Origin of the sequence: Microcoleus sp. N3A4 (assembly GCF_036701805.1) — a bacterium.
Classification (GTDB): Bacteria; Cyanobacteriota; Cyanobacteriia; order Cyanobacteriales; family Microcoleaceae; genus Microcoleus.
Genome location: NZ_JAUBRJ010000048.1, coordinates 1 through 18,304 on the forward strand (window position 1 = coordinate 1; position 18,304 = coordinate 18,304).

Below are 18,304 nucleotides of genomic sequence, written 5' to 3' on the forward strand. Positions count from 1 at the left end.
TAGTTGTTAGTTGTTAGTTGTTAGTTGTCAACAGTCAACAGTCAACAGTCAACAGTCAACAGTCAACAGTCAACAGTCAACATTCAACTGTTAAATTCCGCTTCCCAAATCAAAACTAATTCCCGCGCCGCCGCAGTTCCCTCAGCAGGAAAACCGGCCAAAAAGTCTTTATCCGCCGCCACCTCATAAGGCCCTTCCTTGAACTCCAAAATCACAGTATCCGGTGCCAAAGCTACTAACGTATGAATAGTGCCCTCTGGAAGTTCGACAGCGCGGGTGGCCCCGGCCGCGCTGACTCGCAAGGAACGCAGGATTTGACCGTTTTCATTCAAAATAACAATACCCACTTCTCCTTGAATCACGACGAAAAACTCAAAACCGTTAACTGCAGGCGGGCGCAGGTGTCGGTGAGGGCGGACGTAAGTGCCCCGTTGCAACACGTTGACAAACCGCTGCACCTTTTCAGACAAATCGTGGAAATTGTAGTTTTGTCGCTGGCGGGGATTGCTGCGGGAGGAAGCTGCAACTTCGTCTAGCAATTCTTGCGTCAACAATTTGATCGGAGGGGGCTGCACAACAGATATCCTGTATTTAAGAGTTTTTGAACAAATGGGCTAGTCTGGGATCATCTTTACCAGCATCTCTTGACACATGAAAATCGCAAATCAGGTGCGTATCACTAAGGCAATGCGTTTGTCAAGTATTTTTAGAACAAGTATTAGCTCGATCGCCCTTTCGACTATTCTAGTCTGCGGCAGTAACGTTTCTGCATCTGAACTGAAGCCGGCGGCACTGTTGGTTCAGCAGCAATTGCAACAGCAGCAACAGAAAGACCAAATTCGCGATCGAGTTCAAGAAGAAGTTGACATTGCTTTTGGGCGCACGGCGGTACTGCTGAACGGGCTGGTAATTGCCTTAACTTTGTTTCCGACAGCAGCCGGAGTCGGTGTTTGGTTTCTGTTTAGTAAATTGTCCAAGCAGACAACAATTGCTCGCCAAGAAATTGAAAGTCTCCATTACGATACAATCTCTCAATTAAAACTATTAATTTCGGACGCTGAAAGTATTTTAGGCGAAATTCAACACCAAAGTCACCCGGATGCAGAAACAGACTTGTTATTGCCCGACGCCCAAATTCAAGAATTTGCTCCGGTTAACTACGGCAATTACCAACAGTTATTGACGGCGGGCGATTATGCCAAACAGGGAGATGCTTGTTTCTTTGAAAACCGTTATGAAGAGGCGATCGCTGCTTACAATCTTGCCCTGCAAATTCAGCCGGATTTAGCCGATACTTGGAACAACCGGGGAGTAGTGCTCACGAGAATGCAGCGGTATCCAGAGGCGATCGCCTCTTACGAACAAGCTACTACAATTCGCCCCAATTATCCCGACGCTTGGAACAATCGAGGCGTGGTATTGTTGGAGTTGCAGAAGTACCAAGAGGCGATCGGCTGTTACGAACAAGCAATTCAAGCCAAACCCAATTATGCCGACGCTTGGAACAACCGAGGCGTTGCTTTTTCCAAAATGCAGGAGTACGAACAAGCAGTAATTTCTTACAATCAAGCCCTACAAATCAAAAATGATTATACTGACGCTTGGAACAATCGAGGCGTTGCACTCTCAAAATTGGAAAAATACGAAGCTGCGATCGATTCCTACGACAATGCTGCTAAAATCCGACCTGACTTTTACAGAATTTGGTACAACAAAGCCCGATGTTATGCGCTACAAGGTAAAATTGAATTAGCATTTGAAAATTTAAAGCGCGCCCTCAATCTCAATCCGAATGTGTGCAAAGAGTTGGCAAAAAGTGAAGCTGATTTAGAAAAAATTCGCGAATACGATGCGTTCAAGCAGTTGATAAATTAATAGTTGTAATTGTAGGGTGCGTGACAACAAACAATCTAAGATTCACCGTTTGTGACTGTGGAAAGTCACGCACAGCAAGTTATGGATGGTGCGTGGCTGTTGAGATTAGGGCTGGATTTGAGCAACTCTCAAGCCACGCACCCTACTGTTAATGACTCTCAAGTCACGAACCCTACTGGAAATTGCAACTACAAATATTTCTGTAACAACAAACCCATTTTCTCCTTAGTTGCCACCGGCACTTGATCCAGCCGCGTCAGAATTGCATATTTTAAAGCAGAATGTGCCTCTGAAACGGGGGGATTTTCAGTTAGTCTACGGACTGTTTCTTGAATTGCTTTTTGGGCATTTGCTGCATTGCGGTGCAAGTTGGCAACTACCATTTCTACAGTTACGCTGTCGTGATCTTCGTGCCAGCAGTCGTAATCGGTAACTAATGCTAAAGTTGCGTAGGCAATTTCTGCTTCTCTGGCTAATTTTGCTTCCGGCAAATTTGTCATCCCGATGACTGTCGCCCCCCAACTGCGGTAAAGGTGGGATTCTGCTTTTGTGGAAAATGCGGGGCCTTCCATGCAGACGTAGGTGCCGCCCCGGTGCAGGGTAACGTCGGGGAGGTTCAAGGATTCGATCGCCCCAGCTAACACTTTTGCCAATTCGCCGCAAACCGGATCGCCGAATGTAATGTGAGCAACAATTCCTTCTCCAAAAAAGGTAGAAACTCGATTTTTTGTACGATCGATAAACTGATCCGGCACTACCATATCTAAAGGTTTCGCCTCAGCTTTCAGGGAACCAACCGCCGACGCTGAGATTAAATACTCAACTCCCAAACTCTTCATGGCATAAATATTTGCGCGATAGGGCACTTCTGAGGGCAAAAAAGTGTGGTTGCGGCCGTGTCTAGCCAGAAATGCTACTGGCGTACCGTCCAATGTTCCCACAATTGCGGCATCCGATGGCGCTCCAAAAGGTGTATCAATTTTGACCTCTTCAATATCTTTGAGGGCCTCCATTTTATACAAACCGCTGCCGCCGATAATTCCGATTTTTGCTTGTGCCATTTTTACTTTCTGCTTGAGTTTTACAAGAGTGATTCTATCGGGCCATCGTTAAGTTGGGGTAAAGATTGTTGAAGATTTCGTGACAACAGTCACCCGACATACACTATATTGTCACAAAATAGATGTGATTTCAATCACGATGTAACTTCACAAAATCTTTAAAAATAAAGGTACACAGTTCTGTTACCTATTTTTAGTGTGTTAAAACCATGACAGTCAGTTCTGCTAACCTTCCCAAAATCTCGATCGAGGCGATCGTCCAGCGGATCTTTGCTTTTCGTCAAATTACCCCCCTTGACCGACGGCTGCTGAAGTCAGCAGTCCTCGACGGGCTCGACCAAAAGGATCATGTTCACATCAACCGGGTTTGTCAGGGCATCCAAAACGGATTAATTTTAGTTGTGGAATAACTTTGCTACACTATCTCTTGCTAGCTCGAGAAGCTGTTGGAAAATTTGGGCTTGAGTCTGTATTTGCAGGAACAAAGTTCGGGCGGTTTTTTACTATTTTTCGGCGCAGGATCGATCGACATCACAAATAATATTATTTACATCTTATCGCTCAAAATTCAACAGCCAAAAGCCTGTATAAGTCATGCCACTATCATCGGGCTGCACTAATAAAAAATGCAATCCTTGACTTAATTGCTTGCGCTGTTGGTAAATTTGGGCCGCCGCTTTCACCTCGCTATCTTCAAAAGTAGCCACAACCCACCTATCTACTAACCCAGCTTCCAATATCAATCCGTCGGGTTCTCCAGCGAGATAATTCAAAGCAAAAGGTTTGGCATCCTGAAGCCATCTAGCCAACCGCATAGACTGGCGTCCGCCGTCAATCACAACTCCCGGTACGGGTACTGTTGAGGCCAATCCCAAATTCAGCGGTAACAGCAATTCTGGCATTTCCAAAATAGGCAGGGGACGCCCTTGGAAAGCATCTTCAATGTCGCCGGCGGGTAGGGAAGCAAAACGCCAGCCATCGCCCCAGAGGTTTTTGGGTAAGGGGACGGGTGGCGGCGAGTCTAGGGCGATCGCGCTGTAAGTTTCACCTGTATAATTAGGCATACTCGAATATTCTTTTGCCCGTTTTTGCAGCAGCCATTTAAGAGCAGCAGTGCGTCGAGTCGCTTCCACCTCGATCCCCAAAACTTTGCCTGCAGCTTCGATTAAGCCCAGAGACTGAGGTCTAAATACTTGAATCAAGTCAGGCAAATTCTGAGTTTGAGCTTGCTGCTGCAACTGGGTGGCTAGCCAATTAGAATTTGCGGCCCCCTGGCGGCAAACAGCGCTAAATTGAAAACTTTGTGCTGAGTCGCAAATTAAGAGTTCCCACAGTGGTTTACCAGTTTCGTCTTGGAGAGGGCGGCGGTAAAAATCGGCTTGCCAAATTTCCATAAGCAATTAAAAAATTAACTCAACAACTGTATTATTTTAATATAACTCTGCAACAATGATGTCATTTAAGACCGCGAACCAAATACATATCCAAGTCGCCCTTATTTTTAGCAGGAATTTTCCCTCGATATTCGCATTCAAAAAAATCTTTAACTAAATCAAACGTTGCGTGAGAGATATTGATATTTCCAGTTACGCCGGAAGATTCCATCCGAGATGCAGTATTAACTGTATCTCCCCAGACATCATAGGAAAACTTTTTATTGCCAATTACCCCAGCAAGTATCGGGCCTGAATGAATGCCAATGCGGATATCCCAATAAGCAATATTTTGTTGAGTTTTCTGCATTTTTCGCAAATCCATGAACTGTCGAATTTCTATGGCAGCAAGTACAGCGTCAAAGGCGTGTGTTTGGCGAGGCGTAGGAATTCCCGCCGCACACATATAGCTGTCGCCCATAGTTTTCAATTTTTCCATAGAGTATTTATCCATCACGCGATCGAAATAAGAAAAACAATAGTCTAGTTCGTCAACTAACTCTCGCGGCGTCATTTTTTCTGATAACTGAGTAAAGTCTTGAAAGTCAGTAAACAAAACTGATACGCAATCATAATAAAGTGGTTCTACTTTGCCGTTATTTTTGAGTTCCTCGGCAATTTCAACCGGGAGCACGTTCAACAGTAGCTGGTCAGATTTGTGCTTTTCGGCATCGAGATCGGAATACACCCTATTTATCTCTTTAAAACGTTCAGCATTGCGGATGGCTGAGGATAGTTGCAAAGCCAAAAGATAGCCAATCCGCAAGTCTTCTTGAGTGTAAGCTCGCGGCTTGGTTGTGGCAAAATTAATTGTTCCTAAAACCTTACCTTCGCTTTCCAAGGGAATGATAATTTGCGAAGCGTAGGGGGACAAAATAGCAGTAGCACCCGCTTCTTGAATTAATTGAGGTTGACGTGTTTTGAAGGCCTTGTGAATAGGGCCGCCCTCTGGGAGGGTTGCAATATCTACAGGGATATGCCGGCCAAATAAGGTCGTGCAAGCGTTAGTGCTGTGCAGGCAAACGCTACAGTGTTCAAAGTCGAGCAGCCATTTGGCTTGCTTGCCTACTACCCGCAAAATCTCGTTGAGATCTAGGGTGCGGTTAATGGCTGTGGCAACTTCGTTGACGGCGGAAATGCGGATGGAAAGCGCTTGAGCTTCTGCTAACAAACGGCGGGCTGTCAACAGAAGTTCTTCTCGATCTAGATCTTCTAGCCGCTCGCCCATAATTGGGGTATAAAATATAGATTACAAAGCATCTATTTCGAGGGCAATGGAATCGGTATATCGGTTGACAAAGCTAAACAAGTCTGCTGTCGCAATAATCTCAAATATTTCCGAATCATCTAACCCTAAATCTCGCAGGTTTTGGTAATGAGTTTCTGTCATTTCCAGGGGTTTTGTAGCAGCCAGCAAGCCAAAGGCAATTACGGCTTTATCGCGTTTTGGCAAAGGGCAGTTGGCAAAGTCAGAAACTAGGGTTCGCAGGATTTCTTCGCTCATCCCCAAGGCTGACAATCCGTGCAAGTGAACTTGGAGTGCGTACTCGCTATTATTTGATTGGGAAATAGCGACGCCGACCATTTCTTTAAGCGTGCGGGGTAAATCTCCTTGCAGGATTGTTCCCCGAAATTTTTTCCAATTTGCTTCTAATATGTCAGGGTTAATTGCCATTGACTTGAACAGGTTGGGGACGATGCCAAACCCCAAGTCTGTCAAGATTTCTTCGTACACTGCTTTGGCTTTAGGATCTGTAAGTTGTTCGTATTTTGTAAGTGGAAAGTGGGTCATTAGTTTTGTTAAATTTTACGGCAGTTAATTTTGATTTGGATTTACGCCTTTTTGATGTAACGCCGCTCAAAGGGCGACGTTACCAGCTATCTTGGCTTTAGTTGAATTGATGATAAAATGCACCGCTGTTATCCGCAAACCGCGAATCATGAAGATGAGCTAGCAACAAATCTGATGCTTGAGGCTGGATTAAATCTGCAATTATAGCAGTAACCGGAGCCATTGAAATTCTGTTGCGATCGGGTATTGCTGCTAATTTTAGATTCCCCAATGGCTGCTGTCAAGTATTGGCAATTCATCTGGCGCGGCGGCGCGAAATCCCACCAAAACTCTTGAATTTGATAATACTGCCTGTTCGCGAATTTTCAGGCAAAAAACACTGTTCGATCGATCGAACTCAACTAATGCCCAGAATCTTAGCCTCCGGGACACGCACAGGGGAAAAAACAAAATGCTGTCCGATCGAGTTTATTGAATTTGTCAGACGCTCGATCGACAACCCATGCCCCAGACAAGCTAGGCTAAGGCCTGCGACTGGAGTTATTATAGATAAACTGTAAACTTCTATCTTTGTCGCTGCATTTGCTATGAACCCTGCCCTAACTCAATTTGGCGCTCAGATGTCCCACCTCACGGGAGTTCGGGCAATTATGAAAGATATTATTGAAACTCTTAGAGCCGGCAGCGGGCAGGAGTTTATCAATTTGAGCGCGGGAAATCCGGTGATTTTGCCGGAAGTCGAGGAATTGTGGCGCGATTGCACGGCCCAACTTTTGGCGGGCCCGGAATACGGCGAGGTGGTTTGTCGCTACGGTTCCAGTCAAGGTTATCAGCCGTTGATCGATGCGGTACTGGCGGATTTTAACCAGCGTTACGGACTGAATTTGACCGATCGCAATATCCTAATTACTCCCGGTAGTCAATCGATCTATTTCTACGCAGCCAACGCTTTCGGCGGCTACACCGCACCCCCCCCATCCCCCCCTTACCAAGGGGGGGCTAGGGGGGGTAGCCTTAAAAATATCGTCCTACCGCTGAGCCCGGACTACACCGGTTACGGCGGCGTCAGCTTGATTCCCGAAGCGGTAGTCGCCTGCAAACCCACCCTCGATATTGATGCGGCCGCCCACAGGTTCAAATACCGCCCGGATTTCAGCCAATTGTCGATCGACGAAACCACCGGTTGCGTAATTTTTTCCCGTCCCTGCAACCCCACCGGCAACGTTCTCACCGACGACGAAGTTAAGAAAATTGCCGATTTAGCTGCCGCTTTTGACGTGCCGGTGTTCGTTGATTCCGCCTACGGCCCTCCCTTCCCGTCCTTGAATTTTACCGAAATGACGCCGATTTTTGGCGGCAATATCGTGCACTGCATGAGTTTGTCGAAAGCCGGATTGCCGGGAGAAAGAATCGGAATTGCGATCGGCGATGAAAAAATCATTCAAATATTAGAATGTTTTCAGACCAATATGTGCATTCATTCGCCGAGATACGGACAGGCGATCGCAACTCGGGCCATTGCTTCCGGCGCTCTTGCCGACATTTCCCTGAACGTAATTCGGCCGTACTATCAAAGCAAATTTGCGATCGTAGAAAACACTCTAGAACAAGCAATGCCGAAGGATTTGCCGTGGTTTTTGCACCGGGGCGAAGGAGCAATTTTCGCGTGGTTGTGGCTGAAAGATTTGCCAATGACTGATTGGGAACTGTATCAAGAGTTGAAGAAAGTCGGCGTAATTGTCGTGCCGGGAAGTTCTTTCTTCCCCGGTTTGCGGGAAGATTGGCAGCACAAGCACGAGTGTTTGCGTATCAGTTTGACTGCGACAAATGATGAGATTGAAACTGCAATGAAACGCTTGGCTCAAATGGTGGAAAAGGTGTATCAGTCAGTTGACAGTTGACAGTTGACAGTTGACAGTTGACAGTTGACAGTTGACATTCCCAATACTTCGGCTACGCTGTTCCCGATCGACTCGTGCTAAGTGCAGCCAAAGTAATAAGCTGTTGCGGCATTTAAATTGTCTGTCAAAAAACAATCAAACAATGAGTGGGTTGGGCGTCCCGCCCGCCTCTAACAGGCAATTTACAGCGTATTCCAGGTTTGTGAAGTGTAGGGACACGGCACTGCCGTGTCCCTACGGGAAGCTCACTATAGGCGGGTGTATTTCATAAATGTGGAATCTGCTGTAAATGCGCGACAGCTTATCGATTTCGTACTCGGATAGATTCGGATTATAGGTTATAGAAAACATTCCCAAGTCCCCATTCCTAAATTAAACCACCCGATAAACAAAACTGAGAGTTGCCCAAACACTCACATCCAAAGCCAAATCATCCGTCGATATCCCCACTTTCTGCACTCCCGGAATGCTAGCGGCGTGCAAATCTTCGAGTACCGCCCGCGCCACATTTAAAGGATTCAACAACACTCGAATTGGCAGGGCATCCCTCGTTTGCTGCATTTCGGCTTCTACTGCCACCAGAGTTCGATCGAACGGACTCTCACTAAATATAATTAAAGTTTCCGCAAGTCCGATCGCCCCAGCCGCCGGCACCGTCAAATTCTCCCCAGGAGCGATCGCCAGCGACATCCCCCCCACAGCGTCTTTGCCCTCAGCGCCGAGCACTGACAGCCGTCCCGCGCTATCGAAGCCAAACACCGCAAAGTAAACCGGGCGATCGCTCTCGTTATACAAACCGTAGTGAAGGCTGTCGCCTTTTTTCACATTTAGTATATGGCTCCTGACCGATTTCTCGCTTTCCCCGCTCAGCGGTTCCAGCCGATAATCACCGCCGGCCCGCACCGACTCCCGCTGCGCCACGGCCCGCGCTTGGGGTGCAGTAGTTGCCAGAACCGCCCGCACCTTCAGGCGCGAAGACCCCTCATTAGCAGTCAGCCGCAGCAACTTCCCCGCCTGCAGCGATTTCAACTGCGGAGTCAAGCGCTGCACCGCCACCTTGACTGCTTCTCCCCCGTCGCCCTGAGTATTGGGAATCGGCATTTGACCCAAAGAAAACAAACCGTAGCGGCCTCGATACAAAGCAGGCTCGTGAGCCGAGGAAGTTTCGGCTAAAGTCGTTTCCGGGACTCTGCCGAACCGACAGTCAGCCGGTTGCTCGCTACCTACGGCCGCAACTTGCGGCACAGTCGCGAAAGCACTGGTGGCGTCCACCCGCTCGATGCGTTCCAAACCAGAGTCCAAAGCTACTGTCAAACCGATGTTTCGCGGCAATACCCGAATTTCTTCCCTCACCAGTTCGCCGGCTGTTAATTGCGCGTCTGTTCGATCGAGCTTGTCTAAAATTTGGGCTTTAGCAGAGAGACCCGTGCGTCCCCGCAGCAAAAGCCGGTCGCCCTCGGAGGAATCCACAGCAAACACAGAACCCGCACAGCACTCCAAAACCCCCGGCGACAACCCGCCCAGCCACAACTGCACAGTTTTGCCCCCCTCTTCCACCGCCATCACAGCGCCGTCAGATCCAGGGGAATTCAACATTAAACTTGAAAAATTCACCGCCAGCGGCGCTGTTAAATCGTGAGGGCGAATTTGCGGTTGCTGCGATAACCCCGTGATTTGCTCGACATTACCCGCGGCGCGGCTGAAACTGACGCTGAAGCTGTTAGCGGGAGTTGCCCACCACAGAGTTTGAGTGAGGGCGTAGGTAAACAAACCTGCACTAAATCCGTTCCAATCTTGTTCGGCGGCGAGTTGGGAATTCGCTGCCGCAGCAAGTACCGCGGCCGCCGGACGGAGATTTGTACGGGATTTGAGGTCTTCGGCGAACGTTAATTCTGCGAGGCTTGGCTGCCCGACGGTGGGGCGAGGGCGGGAGCGAATGCGAAAGTTGCCGTTTTTGGGAAAACCCGGATAGGTGTAGCTGGTGTCGAGGATGGCGATCGCATTTTCTGTCGCGAGCGATCGCACCAACAGCAGCAGCGTTTCCTCTAAAATATCGTTCACCGCCGGGTTTGCTAACAGCGGCAAAACGTCATCCGCCGGCACCAAACTGTTTTGCATTATTCCGGGAGACTCGATCGAACTGACTCGGCTACCGCAGCCGCTAAAGTGAAAAACTACCGCGTCACCGGGTTTTGCTTGTTGAGTCAAGTGAGTCGCAAAAGCCGTCTCGATATTTTCCCTCGTAGCTTGAGCGTCAGTCAAAGTCAGAATGTCCGACGGCGCAAATCCAAACCGATAGATCAGCAGTTCCCGCTGCAATTCCACATCCGTGACGCAGCCTCGCATGGGCGAGTCTGGGTATTTGTCAACCCCCACCAACAAAGCCAATTTGCGGGCTGTCGGCTGGGCTAAGGCTTCGAGGTAGCGATCGCCCAACCGCAGCCACAGGGTCTCGCTGATTCCGATCGCGGCCAGCACCCGGCCAGCTTGCTGCAAAAATTCCCGCCGCTTCAGTCCCATTTTTAAATAGCTTTGAATTTTAAGTTTTGAATTTTAAGTTAAATTCCCCTCAATAATTTTAGGGAAATTAATTAGATTGTGAGTGTTTAGTATTAAGAGAGTTTTTAAGTTTTAACTTTTGAGTTTTACAGCAGATTCCACATTTATGAAGTACACCCGCCTATCGTGAGCTTCCCCGTAGGGACACGGCACTGCCGTGTCCCTACACTTCACTTTAAAATTTAAAACTCAAAACTCAAAATTCAAAACTATGCAGAATGTCGCCCACACCAATGTTCAAGATTTAAATCTCGTAATTGAAAATATTCATTGCCTTGGCTAATTCTGCGGCGACTTCCGGCCGGGAAAACTGCGGCGGCGGCAATTTTCCAGCGCGCAGCATTTCGCGAACTTTGGTTCCCGACAAATGCACCCGCTGTTCGGGAGTGCTGGGACTTGTTTTAGTTGTAGCCATTTGTTCCGTCAGCGTGCAATAGAAAGCGTGCTCGAATTTCATCGGCACAATTCCCAATTCTCCCGGCTCAAATTCGTCAAAAATATATTGGGCATCGTAAGTGCCGTAATAATCGCCAACTCCAGCGTGATCCCGCCCCACGATAAAGTGAGTGCAGCCGTAGTTTTTGCGGATTAAAGCGTGAAAAATTGCTTCTCGCGGCCCGGCGTAGCGCATCGCCGCCGGATTAATTGCCAAAATTACGCGATCTTTTGGATAGTATTTTTCTAGCAGAATTTCGTAGCAGCGCATCCGCACATCAGCCGGGATGTCGTCTTCTTTTGTCGTCCCGACTAGCGGGTGCAGGAACAAGCCGTCTACTGTTTCTAAGGCGCATTTTTGGATGTATTCGTGTGCCCGGTGAATGGGGTTTCGAGTTTGGAAACCGACTATGGTTTTCCATCCTTTTTCTTGGAACAGCATTCTCGATTTCGCCGGGTCAATTTGGTATTGGGGAAAGCGGACATCTAGTTCGCGTTCCAGCAGCCAAACATCGCCTGCGAGGTTAACAGGCCCGGATTTGTCTACTACTTGGACGCCCGGGTGTTTGAGGTCGTCGGTGCGGTAGACGTTGAGGGCTTCTTCTTCTTTGCTGTAGCGGTATTTTTCTGCAAGTTCCAAGAGCCCGACAAATTCGCCCGCCGGCGAGTCGAGGCGCACTAAAGTTCCTGCTTTCAGGGGGGCAGCGACTGCTTCTGTTACCGAGAGGGTGATGGGAACCGACCACGGAAGGCCGTTGGAGAGGCGCATTTGTTTGACGACCGATCGATAATCAGCTTCGTTCATGAACCCTTTGAGGGGACTCAGGGCGCCGATGGCGATCATTTGCAGGTCGGAGATCGATCGATCCGAAAGCTGAACTCGCGGCAATACTTCTGCTTTGTCGAAAAATTCTTGTCTTTGGTCTAGTGTGGCAATGCGGTTGACCAGGATGCCGCCGTGAGGGGCAATGCGGTCTGAATGCTGGCTCATGTCGATTTGAAGTTGTGGGTTTTAGCTGCCAGAGTACATAGTATCAAGCGGTGGCTGCAAATCTACATTTTTTAATTGTTCTGGAATTGTACAGAACGCTGCTTTTGTGGCGCTGTAATTCTTTAACTGTAAACTCGCGTACTAAAAACTCTAAACTTTCCCTTCAAGTCTGCACTTGAAATTCTTCTGGATCGATTCCCCAATTTACCCAGCTAATCGCTTCTTTAGCCGTTAGCACTTGTGGTGGCACTCGGAAAATGTGAACGTGTCCGGTACTCGGACAAGTCATCTTTAACAAATAAATTGGCTCTATGTCAATATTATTTTCAATTTTCAACAAAGTATATTCTTGCCAACTATCCAATTCGGTTGCTTGCAATTCTTGACAAATTCTCGGATAGCCGATCGCCTGAATCACAACTCGCCGCACTTCGGCATTCTTTTCTGTTAACAGCCATGAAGCTTGCCAAGACTCCAGCGGAACTTGACCGATTGTTTGTGGCAGCAGCACGCCGCGATAACAGTATACGCTGAACTTGTCAGCAAATTCAACTGCCGGTTGACCTTCTGCGTGGAGCAAATATTCGCTGTCAAAATGAAGTTGTCGCGGGCGATCGCACACAAAGCACATTTTCTCAAACGGGTAAATCCTGCCACAGTTTTCGGTTAGGGATTTAAAGGCTGCATACAAAGAGCGATCGTACTCCAAATTTAACACGTCTATACAAAATTCAACCCAACTTCCGTGACAGGCTGAAAGTTCGGAAACTATGGAGTTATTATGATAAGTCTGATCGATGAAAAATCTCTGAAATCTCCCGCCCAACTTCCTGGCTAATTTGACGTAAACTTCGTCTTTAACATGAACGTGCAGTTGATTCATCAGTTGAGCGTACAGCGGGTTATAGAGTTTGCTGTAAATCTTATTTTCCAGTTCCCTGCCCAGTTGACTCCTTAATATATCGTACAATTCATTGTGAATTTTGTTTCTGATTTCGCTGCCAGTTTCCAAACCAGAATCGCGTATCCTTAGCGGTTCAACTGCTTGCAAAGCCGTGTAAGGGCTGTCACAGAAAATAATTTCCGGTGCGGGAAAGCCGATGATGTTGTAGGCGGTGTGGATGGCGGCTGTCGCTTGCGGGCGATCGATCGGTGCGATCGAAAGTCCAATTTGCCGCCACTTCTCGCGATAAATCGGAATTAGCGCTGTTTGTTCGGGAGTAATTGCAATCATTGGTACAGCTACCTTATTTGATTTGCGGTCAAGTTTTTTCTATTTCGCAGCCTGTAAAAAACTTTTATTAAGTTTGTCTTGACAGCGAAATTAATCGCTCTAAACCTATTTTATTATAGTTACTGGTAAAAATTAACTATTTTTTGCAAAAACCCTAAAATCATAGGAACATTATCGACACAATAAACATCAGAATCAATAATTAAATTATTTCCTTCTAATTTAAGAAACCGCCAGACAACGCCAGTAGTTACGCAGCCAAATACCGCAGGTATTGAATTTTGTTCGCGTTGGTTAAATAGCTGAGCAGCCACCATTTGTGCGGCACAATGCGGCAGACAAGATTCTATTTCTGGGCCTTGGGTTTCTCTCAATGCAAAAATGGGAACTTTAATTTCAAAATCAAAGGGCACGGCAGACAGTAGAAAGTCACATTTTCCATTCAATCCCTGAGAAATATCTACATCAAATGACCAGCCGGAAAAGATAGAAAATTGTCTGTTGTTCCTTTCTCTTGATTCTAACAAAATAGGAGAAATAATCCGTTCCGAACGTTCTTTTGCAGTTTTCACAGCAGTGTTAGAACTAATTTCGAGGGTTCTCCACAGCCATTCGGAGGGTTCTAAAGGAATAACCTTGTCACTCAGAATTTGACTGAGTGACGGCTTCAATCCAAACCGATCTTTTAATTGTTGGAAAGTAAAGGATTTGTAAGACATATTTCTCAGATAAGTCGGTGGAAACAAACATCGCGTCGAGATAGAAAGCGAGTTGAGAAAAGCTAAACTCGCTTGTATACAGGACTTACGCCTCATAAACCCGGTTTCTGCGAGAAAGGGAGCATCCCATTTTTGCTTTCAGATCGTGGACGGTTGCATCAGAATAATATATTTGGATGATATAGCGATATAGCGTGCGATCGTCTCGCTCGCGGCTAAATCGCGAGCGAGACGCTCGCACTCCTAAAAAACGCTTTTTACTAAATTGGGATGCTCCTGCGAATAATCTTGGTTTGGTAGCGAAGTCTCTAGCAAGAAACCGGGTTTCTCACCGCGTAAGTCCTAATATAGCAACCCTTGCAGAATTGGTAAACCTCTCTTTTCTTCCTTCTTCCCTCTTCTTTCTCTCGCCCGATAACTCAATCCTTCTGCCCTCTTTCTTCTGCCATCTTTCTTGTTTCTTCTTTCTTATATCCGTTACACCCCGTACATTGCTCGTTGCCGAACTTCCCTCTTCCTTCTAAACATTTAACCAATCAATGAGTATCCTGGGCGCCGGTAACAAAATAATTAACAAAAGCCCGATCGCCAGCAACCCCAAAAAATCCCGCCGATTATCCAATTCGCTAACATCATTCAACGCCGGTTCGTCGTTGAGTGGCGTCAAGAACAAAATAACTGCCCACAGCAGCAAACCCTGTTCCAAAAAAGCAAGCAGCAGCATACAAAGTCTAGCAACTTGCCCGATCGCCATACTCGCTCGCTGGCCGAACATCGCGTGCACGATGTGCCCGCCATCGAACTGTCCCACCGGCATCAAATTAAACGCCGTCACGATCAAACCCAAATAACCCGCCACCGCTACCGGATGCAAATCGATCGCACTTTCCGCATTCAAAGCCCCGCCCAAAGTTAACTTGCTCAACAAAGTCATCAGCAGCGAAAAATTCGGGGTGAAAGACTCAAAATTTAACATTCCCGACTTGTCTGAGAGCGGTACAATAGTCGAATGATTCAAACCCCAAATCAACAACGGCACTGTCGCAACTAAGCCCGCCAGTGGCCCGGCAATGCTAACATCAAATAAAGCTCGGCGGTTGGGAATTGGACTCCGTATTTGAATGAAGGCGCCAAAAGTTCCCAAGAAAAAAGGAATCGGAATAAAATAAGGCAAAGTCGTGCGAATTTTGTAGAATCTGGCAGCTAAATAGTGACCGGATTCGTGAATTCCCAAAATTGCAATCAGAGCCAGCGAGTAAGGCAAACCCTGGAGCAACATTGACGGGTTGGACTGCAAAGCTTTTTCAGTAACTCCGGCAATTTGCGACCCGACAATCGTAGTCGTAAATACCGTAATCAGCACCAAGGCTAACGCGAAAAACGGCCTGGTTAGAGATGGAGTTTTAAGGGAAGTAAGCGGAGTTTCCCCGACTTTGCTGCTGGGATTCGGAACTATGGCAAAAAAAGGTTGACCGCTCAAGCTGTTTTGAAATATTACTAAAAAGCGATCGCCAAAAAGCCTCTCCACATTCTCCCGAATCGCCTGATAAGCCGCCTCTGGGTTCGTGCGTAACTGTCCGCGACAAATTACAGCCTGCGGCCGAAATTCCAAATCCCGCAGAAAGTAAATTGACCAAGGAAAACAATCGCGCAAACTCGCTTCTTCCGCTGCATCGATCGGGCGCACGGGCGGTTTTGGCTTTGCAGGTTCAGTAGCAGAGTCAGCAGAGTCTGCTACCTGCTCAGCAGTTTCGCCGGTAATTTTCTTGCGCCCCAACTGTACCAAAAACCAATACAAAAAAGGGCAAACCAGAAAAGGTATAATTACCAACTCCGGCGGTACTGTTTTGCTCGTGCCGTTAACTAAAACCCAACCGGTCCAAATCAGCGCCGGCGCCATCATTACCAGCCACAGCAGCCATACCGGAGTTCGGGTGATGCGGCTGGTGCCGTTCTGCAACAAGTAGTACGATATCAGCCCCAATACGAACAACCATAGTAAAAAGAACATAATATTTATCCCATTCCCTTCTAAAATACTTCCTTGAAACAACAGAGTTCAGTCTCCAAACAACCCAGACCCGTGCTCGACAATATCTTTGCCTTCGCCCCTAACCGGGATACCCTGGGTGCGACAGCCTATTTCATTGTAGAAAACGAATCGAACATCCTGGTGGATTGTCCCGCTTGGGATGAGATTAACCAAACATTTTTGCGGGAACAGGGCGGCGTGCGGCTGCTGTTTCTCACCCACCGCGGCGCTATCGCCAAGGCGCGGGAGATTCAGGAAGCCACGGGGTGCGATATCCTGATTCAAGAGCAGGAAGCTTATTTGCTGCCGGGTTTGAAGGTGACGGTTTTTGATCGAGAATTTGTTTTGAACGATCGAATAAAAGCATTTTGGACTCCCGGCCACTCTCCGGGTTCCTCTTGCCTTTATTATGATACTGGCAACGGCGGAGTCCTGTTTTCCGGCAGACACTTGCTCCCCAACCGAGAAGCCGCCCCTCTACCGCACAGAACGGCAAAAACTTTTCATTGGCCCAGGCAAATTAACAGCGTCAAGTCAATTATCGATCGATTTTCGCCTTCCACTCTGCAATATATTTGCCCCGCTGGGAATACTGGTTTTTTGCGAGGAAAAGGCTCGATCGATCGAGCTTTTGAGCAATTAACCAACCTGGATTTAGCCGTTTGTTTGCAGTCCAAACCCGACCCCTAAATGTATGTGTTCCCATCAGACTCTTGATATCAATTCCGGCTGCGCCGGAATGATATAGAGGACACGGCAATGCCCTTGGACTACCGCGATCGATGGTAGGGACTAAGGCACTCGCGGTGTCCTGATTTCTACGCCAGATTTATTCTAGGGACTAAGGCACTCGCGGTGTCCTGATTTCGGGTTATATTAATTCCGATGCTACCGGATTTGATATCAACCGCCAATTCTTACTGTCGAAAAAACTGTGGAAAAAACCGAAAAACAAAAAATGCTCGCCGGCGAATTGTATTTAGGTGCGGATCGGCAATTAATTTTAGAGCGCCAGCGAGCCCGCCGCCTCGCCAGAACCTACAATTCTACTGCCGAAGACGAACAAGACAAACGGTTAGAAATTATCGCGGAATTGTTCGGTGCAGTTGGCCCGAAAGTTGAAATCGAGCCGCCTTTCTACTGCGACTACGGCAGCAATATTTATGCTGGAAACGGATTGTACATGAGTTTTGGCTGCGTGATTCTCGACTGCAATCGAGTTAACATCGGCGAAAATTTGCTGTGCGGGCCCAACGTGCAAATTTACACCGCTTTTCACCCCACTGACCCGGAAATAAGGCTTTCTGGCCGAGAGCTCGCTGCTGAAATTAATATTGGCAATAATGTTTGGATTGGCGGCGGCAGTATTATTTGCCCCGGAGTGACTGTTGGCGACAATAGCACGATCGGCGCAGGCAGTGTTGTTGTCAAAGATATTCCCGCAAACGTCGTGGCGGCGGGGAATCCTTGCCGAATCATCCGGCATCTACCTTGATGTGGTACGATCGACTCGCTGGCGCGATCGGCTCTTTGGAGCTTAACCCAACAATTTTAGATATTAGAACAGCCTATTTGAGATTTTCCACGTAAAATCCCCCGGAAAAATCCGTGGAAAAAATCTAAAATCTAAAATCGCTTGATTTTTCGCTCCCAGTTTTCAATTCCTACTCAAAAGATTTTATGACTACTGCAACCGTTTATCCCAACGCTCCCGATCTGTGCACCGACGACTACATAGCAGTGGGTTTGGCCACCTGCTTCATCAAAGAAGAAGGCGAAGTTTTTGAAGTAAAAGTAATCGAAGCTATCCCCTCAGCGGCTTTGGAAGCAATTGTCAAGGGAATTCCCACATCTTATGAAATGGCTTGCGGGACGACTTTAGGAGCAGTTCTCGACGGCGAATCACCCAAAATGCTGCCGGAATTCCCGTCATCAGCTCAGTTTAGCGAAGAATTTGGCTTTCGGGCGATCGCAGCAGCCCGCACTTACAAAATTCGCCCCCAAGCTAAAGTTCACATTCCCTTGGGAACAGTTCGCAACGACTTTACTTATTCCTTAGAACGCAAAAGAGTGCTCAATTCCGAGCGCGTCATTCGCACTGAAGACAATGTGAAACAGCACGAACACACTCACAAGGTTCTTTAAACAAATCGCCTAACTGCGGTAATTTAGCACCGCCTCAGCCCGCGGATGCACCGAAAATAGTTTTGAGTTTTGAGATGTGAATTCAAAGATTTAACAAGTTTTTCGTTCAGTAATGAAGGAAAAACTT

17 protein-coding genes are annotated in these 18,304 nt (G+C 47.4%); 6 read left to right on the top strand and 11 right to left on the bottom strand.

Features of this window, described 5'->3' with window-relative positions:
- Positions 1–83 precede the first annotated feature (83 nt).
- A complete protein-coding gene (locus QUA56_RS23990; protein ID WP_333362583.1) occupies positions 84–575 on the bottom strand; it encodes a WbuC family cupin fold metalloprotein in 492 nt (163 codons plus the stop codon).
- Positions 576–651: 76 nt separating this feature from the next.
- Between QUA56_RS23990 and QUA56_RS23995 the strand changes: the two genes are divergently transcribed.
- Complete coding sequence (locus QUA56_RS23995; RefSeq protein WP_333362586.1) at positions 652–1,875, top strand: tetratricopeptide repeat protein; 1,224 nt, start codon at positions 652–654, stop codon at positions 1,873–1,875.
- 188 nt (positions 1,876–2,063) lie between these two features.
- Here QUA56_RS23995 and QUA56_RS24000 read toward each other — a convergent pair whose 3' ends face one another.
- Entirely contained in the window at positions 2,064–2,936 is an 873-nt protein-coding gene (locus QUA56_RS24000) for an S-methyl-5'-thioadenosine phosphorylase (protein WP_333362589.1), read from the bottom strand.
- Between the two features lie 209 nt (positions 2,937–3,145).
- On the opposite strand from QUA56_RS24000, the gene QUA56_RS24005 reads away from it, so the two are divergent.
- Positions 3,146–3,346 carry a hypothetical protein gene (locus tag QUA56_RS24005; protein ID WP_190741394.1) on the top strand — a complete coding sequence of 67 codons (201 nt, stop codon included), beginning with the start codon at positions 3,146–3,148 and terminating at the stop codon, positions 3,344–3,346.
- 144 nt (positions 3,347–3,490) lie between these two features.
- Here the strand turns inward: QUA56_RS24005 and QUA56_RS24010 are convergent, their stop codons facing one another.
- The 4 genes from QUA56_RS24010 to QUA56_RS24025 all read right to left on the bottom strand — a co-directional run bounded on the left by QUA56_RS24010 (position 3,491) and on the right by QUA56_RS24025 (position 6,432).
- Complete coding sequence (locus QUA56_RS24010; protein WP_333362593.1) at positions 3,491–4,330, bottom strand: Tab2/Atab2 family RNA-binding protein; 840 nt, start codon at positions 4,328–4,330, stop codon at positions 3,491–3,493.
- A gap of 61 nt (positions 4,331–4,391) precedes the next feature.
- Entirely contained in the window at positions 4,392–5,597 is a 1,206-nt protein-coding gene (locus QUA56_RS24015; RefSeq protein WP_333362597.1) for an adenylate/guanylate cyclase domain-containing protein, read from the bottom strand.
- A 21-nt stretch (positions 5,598–5,618) separates the two neighbouring features.
- Entirely contained in the window at positions 5,619–6,161 is a 543-nt protein-coding gene (locus tag QUA56_RS24020) for a carboxymuconolactone decarboxylase family protein (protein ID WP_333362599.1), read from the bottom strand.
- 97 nt (positions 6,162–6,258) lie between these two features.
- Positions 6,259–6,432, bottom strand: coding sequence for a hypothetical protein (locus QUA56_RS24025; protein ID WP_333362602.1), 174 nt, complete (start codon positions 6,430–6,432; stop codon positions 6,259–6,261).
- A 316-nt stretch (positions 6,433–6,748) separates the two neighbouring features.
- Here QUA56_RS24025 and QUA56_RS24030 point away from each other — a divergent pair, with 316 nt between their 5' ends.
- On the top strand, positions 6,749–8,062 hold the full coding sequence (locus tag QUA56_RS24030; protein ID WP_333362605.1) for a valine--pyruvate transaminase: 1,314 nt from the start codon (positions 6,749–6,751) through the stop codon (positions 8,060–8,062).
- Positions 8,063–8,434: 372 nt separating this feature from the next.
- Here the strand turns inward: QUA56_RS24030 and QUA56_RS24035 are convergent, their stop codons facing one another.
- The 5 genes from QUA56_RS24035 to QUA56_RS24055 form a co-directional block, all read right to left on the bottom strand.
- Positions 8,435–10,582, bottom strand: a complete 2,148-nt coding sequence (locus tag QUA56_RS24035; protein WP_333362608.1) for a caspase family protein — start codon at positions 10,580–10,582, stop codon at positions 8,435–8,437.
- 283 nt (positions 10,583–10,865) lie between these two features.
- A complete protein-coding gene (gene sat, locus QUA56_RS24040) occupies positions 10,866–12,047 on the bottom strand; it encodes a sulfate adenylyltransferase (protein ID WP_333362612.1) in 1,182 nt (393 codons plus the stop codon).
- A 163-nt stretch (positions 12,048–12,210) separates the two neighbouring features.
- Positions 12,211–13,281 (bottom strand): DUF6745 domain-containing protein, encoded by a 1,071-nt coding sequence (locus QUA56_RS24045; RefSeq protein ID WP_333362614.1) that lies wholly within the window; start codon positions 13,279–13,281, stop codon positions 12,211–12,213.
- 119 nt (positions 13,282–13,400) lie between these two features.
- Positions 13,401–14,096: a hypothetical protein gene (locus tag QUA56_RS24050; protein ID WP_333362618.1), complete on the bottom strand. Its 696-nt coding sequence runs from the start codon at positions 14,094–14,096 to the stop codon at positions 13,401–13,403.
- Between the two features lie 424 nt (positions 14,097–14,520).
- Entirely contained in the window at positions 14,521–16,011 is a 1,491-nt protein-coding gene (locus QUA56_RS24055; RefSeq protein ID WP_333362620.1) for a site-2 protease family protein, read from the bottom strand.
- 33 nt (positions 16,012–16,044) lie between these two features.
- Between QUA56_RS24055 and QUA56_RS24060 the strand changes: the two genes are divergently transcribed.
- The 3 genes from QUA56_RS24060 to QUA56_RS24070 all read left to right on the top strand — a co-directional run bounded on the left by QUA56_RS24060 (position 16,045) and on the right by QUA56_RS24070 (position 18,177).
- Positions 16,045–16,722 (top strand): MBL fold metallo-hydrolase, encoded by a 678-nt coding sequence (locus QUA56_RS24060; protein WP_333362623.1) that lies wholly within the window; start codon positions 16,045–16,047, stop codon positions 16,720–16,722.
- A gap of 244 nt (positions 16,723–16,966) precedes the next feature.
- The gene (locus tag QUA56_RS24065; protein WP_333362625.1) at positions 16,967–17,527 is read left to right on the top strand and encodes a sugar O-acetyltransferase; all 561 of its coding nucleotides are present in this window, start codon (positions 16,967–16,969) and stop codon (positions 17,525–17,527) included.
- Between the two features lie 185 nt (positions 17,528–17,712).
- Positions 17,713–18,177, top strand: coding sequence for a hypothetical protein (locus QUA56_RS24070; protein WP_333362628.1), 465 nt, complete (start codon positions 17,713–17,715; stop codon positions 18,175–18,177).
- Positions 18,178–18,304 lie beyond the last annotated feature (127 nt).